The 2,990-nt window shown below is 71.8% G+C and carries 3 protein-coding genes; 1 reads left to right on the top strand and 2 read right to left on the bottom strand.

What is annotated here, in order from left to right:
- Nucleotides 1-67 precede the first annotated feature (67 nt).
- On the bottom strand, nucleotides 68-1,228 hold the full coding sequence (locus tag ACXJKL_RS18350) for a site-2 protease family protein (protein ID WP_457208440.1): 1,161 nt from the start codon (nucleotides 1,226-1,228) through the stop codon (nucleotides 68-70).
- A 55-nt stretch (nucleotides 1,229-1,283) separates the two neighbouring features.
- Between ACXJKL_RS18350 and ACXJKL_RS18345 the strand changes: the two genes are divergently transcribed.
- A complete protein-coding gene (locus tag ACXJKL_RS18345; protein ID WP_457208439.1) occupies nucleotides 1,284-2,192 on the top strand; it encodes a RecB family exonuclease in 909 nt (302 codons plus the stop codon).
- Here the strand turns inward: ACXJKL_RS18345 and ACXJKL_RS18340 are convergent.
- Nucleotides 2,075-2,990, bottom strand: a 916-nt coding sequence (locus tag ACXJKL_RS18340) for an oligopeptide/dipeptide ABC transporter ATP-binding protein (RefSeq protein ID WP_457208438.1), incomplete at its 5' end; no start/stop codon positions are given. The two genes, ACXJKL_RS18345 and ACXJKL_RS18340, sit on opposite strands and share 118 nt — an antisense overlap.

The raw sequence follows: 2,990 nt of genomic DNA, 5'->3' as shown, positions 1-2,990 counted from the left end.
CGCCTCCCAGCGCTACGGAACTGCCCGGTCGGCGCCTCCCAGCGCTACGGAACTGCCCGGTCGGCGGTCAGCGAGGTGACTCGCGGAATGCCTTGTCCACGTCGGCGGTGACGAGCACGCCGCAGATCTGTCCGTCCTCCTCGAGCAGGAGGTACTCGTCGGCGGGGCGTCGGCTGATCGCCAGGATCAGCTCCTCCCCCGCGATCGTCGCCGGCAGGGAGAGTCCGTCCTCGAGGGTGCGGGCGACGGTGGCGACGGCCATCCACGGCTGCCGCTCGACGGGAGTGGCCTTGACGGCGGCCTCGTTGACGATGCCGGTGGCCCTCCCCGAGCTCGTGGTGGTGACGATGCTGCCGGCGCCGGCCTCGTGGGCGCGGCGTACGGCCTCGGCCAGCGGCAGGTCCTCGGGGACCGTGAGGGTACGACGCGCCAGCGGGCGCGCCACGAGGTACGGGAGACGGCGGCGGAGCCGTGCCTGCGCCATCGCACCGGTCGCTCCGGTCCACAGGAACACGGCGAGGACGAACACCAGCACGTAGTCGAGGAGGGTCGGCTCGACGTCGAAGAGCTCGCGCTGCAGCAGCGGCCAGGCCAGCACTGCGACGGCGGTGATCCGTCCACCCCACCCGGCCACCAGGGTGCCGCGGTGCTCGTTGCCGGAGACGCCCCACACGAACGCCTTGAGGACCCGTCCCCCGTCGAGCGGCAGTCCGGGCACGAGGTTGAGGACGCCGATGAGCAGGTTGGCCGCGGCCAGCCCCTCGATGGTGACCTGGACCAGGCCCTCGGGCACCACGAACCATGCGGCAGCCGCCACCACACCGACGGCGATCGAGGCGAGCGGGCCGACCACGGCGATCCAGAACTCCTGGCGAGGCTTGCGCGCCGCCCCGTCGATCTCCGTCATCCCGCCCAGGAAGTGCAGGGTGATCGAGTTGACGACGTACCCGTAGCGCTGGGCCACCAGTGCGTGCGACGCCTCGTGCACCAGGACCGCGAGGTAGAGCATCACGGCGAAGAGCAGGCCGGCGGCGTACTTGAAGAACCCGAGCCCCGGCTGGGCCAGCTCGATGCGCGGGGCGATGGCGAACGCGATGAGTCCGGCGACGAGGAACCACGAGCTGGTGACCAGCACGTCGATGCCCGAGACCGAGCCGACCCGGAAGGTCCCCGCGGGGCGCGGGCGGCCCGCAGGTCGGGGTCCGGCCGGCGGAGGAGTGTCGGTCACTCCTCGAGCCTAGCCGCGGGGCGCGATGTCGGCGGGGTCACCTAGGGTGCGGCGCATGAGCACCCCCGCCCACTCTCCCGCCGACCGGGTCTCCACGCCGGTCGACGGTGTGGACGTGCTGGGAGCCCTGTCGCCGAGCCGGGCGGGCGACTTCATGACCTGCCCGCTGATGTACCGCTTCCGCACCATCGACCGCCTGCCCGAGCTGCCGTCCCCGGCGGCGGTCCGCGGCACGGTCGTGCACAAGGTCCTCGAGGACCTCTTCGACCTGCCCGCGAGCGACCGCACGCCCGACGTGGCCGCCGACATGCTGGTCCCGTCCTGGGAGGCGCTGCTCGAGGCCGAGCCGGGCGTGGCCGAGATGTTCGGCGACGAGGGCCCGGACGTCGCCTCGTGGCTGGTCTCGTGCCGCGAGGTCCTCGACCGCTACTTCACCCTCGAGGATCCCCGACGCCTCGAGCCCGCCGAGCGGGAGCTGTACGTCGAGACGGTGCTGGACAGCAAGCTCCTGCTGCGGGGCTTCGTCGACCGCCTCGACGTCGCGCCGGACGGCCGCGTCAGAGTGGTGGACTACAAGACCGGCCGAGCTCCGGGCCTCGGCTTCGAGGCCAAGGCCCTGTTCCAGATGAAGTTCTACGCGCTGGTCGTGTGGCGCACCCGCGGCGTGCTGCCGAGCGTGCTGCAGCTCGTCTACCTCGGCAACGGCGAGATCCTGCGCTACGAGCCGGACGCCGCCGACCTGCTGGCCACCGAGCGCAAGGTCGAGGCGGTCTGGCGGGCCATCCGGGAGTGCGAGGAGACCGGGGACTGGCGCCCCAGCCCGTCGAAGCTCTGCGACTGGTGCAGCTACAAGCCGTTCTGCCCGTCGTACGGCGGCACGCCGCCGCCGCTGCCCGACCGGGTGCCGGACCCCGACCCGTCGGGCGACCTCGACACCGACGAGGGCGTCACCGCCGAGCCCTGAGCACCGTCCTCGCCGTAGAGCACGCACGCCACCTCGGCACCGCCTGCCGGTCGCAGCGCCGGATCGGTGCCCTCGTGGAAGTGGACCACCAGCCCGTCCCCGTCCTCCTCGAGGTCGGCGATCCCCCTCCACAGCGGCTCGTCCGGGTTCTCGGCACGGATCCGCTCCAGCAGCGACCTCACCTCGATCGCCGGTCCCTTGCCGATGCGGGCCGAGGTGCTGGGGGTGTCGAGGTGGTCGAGGTCGCCGATGATCAGCTGCTCGGCCTCGTAGGTCGCGGCGTCGCGCCGCGTCCAGTGCTCCTCGAGCACCGACCGCAGGTCGCGTGACTCCCATCCGCACACCGACGTCGCGACCAGGCACCGCGGGTGGAAGGCGCAGCCCAGGGGCGGGCTTGCGGCGTCGGGGACCTCACCGCGCGGCAGGTCCCTGAGCACGGCCCGCGACGGGTCCGGGTCCGGGATCGCCCGGAGCAGAGCCTGCGTGTAGGGGTGGCGTGGATTGGCGAAGATCTCGTCGGTGTCGCCGATCTCGACGATGCGCCCGAGGTACATGATCGCGATCCGGTCGCAGAAGAACTTCGCCGAGGCCAGGTCGTGAGTGATGTAGACGTAGCTGAGCCCGAGCTCGTTCTTGAGGTCCAGCATCAGCTGGAGGATCTTGGCCCGCACCGACATGTCGAGCATCGAGATCGGCTCGTCGGCCACGAGCACGCTCGGTCCCATCACGATGGCGCGTGCCATCACGACCCGCTGCTTCTGGCCGCCCGAGAGGTCGCGCGGGTACTTGGTGAGGAAC

Source organism: Nocardioides sp. P5_C9_2 (assembly GCF_054049555.1).
This window is presented reverse-complemented; position numbering and strand designations above follow the sequence as displayed.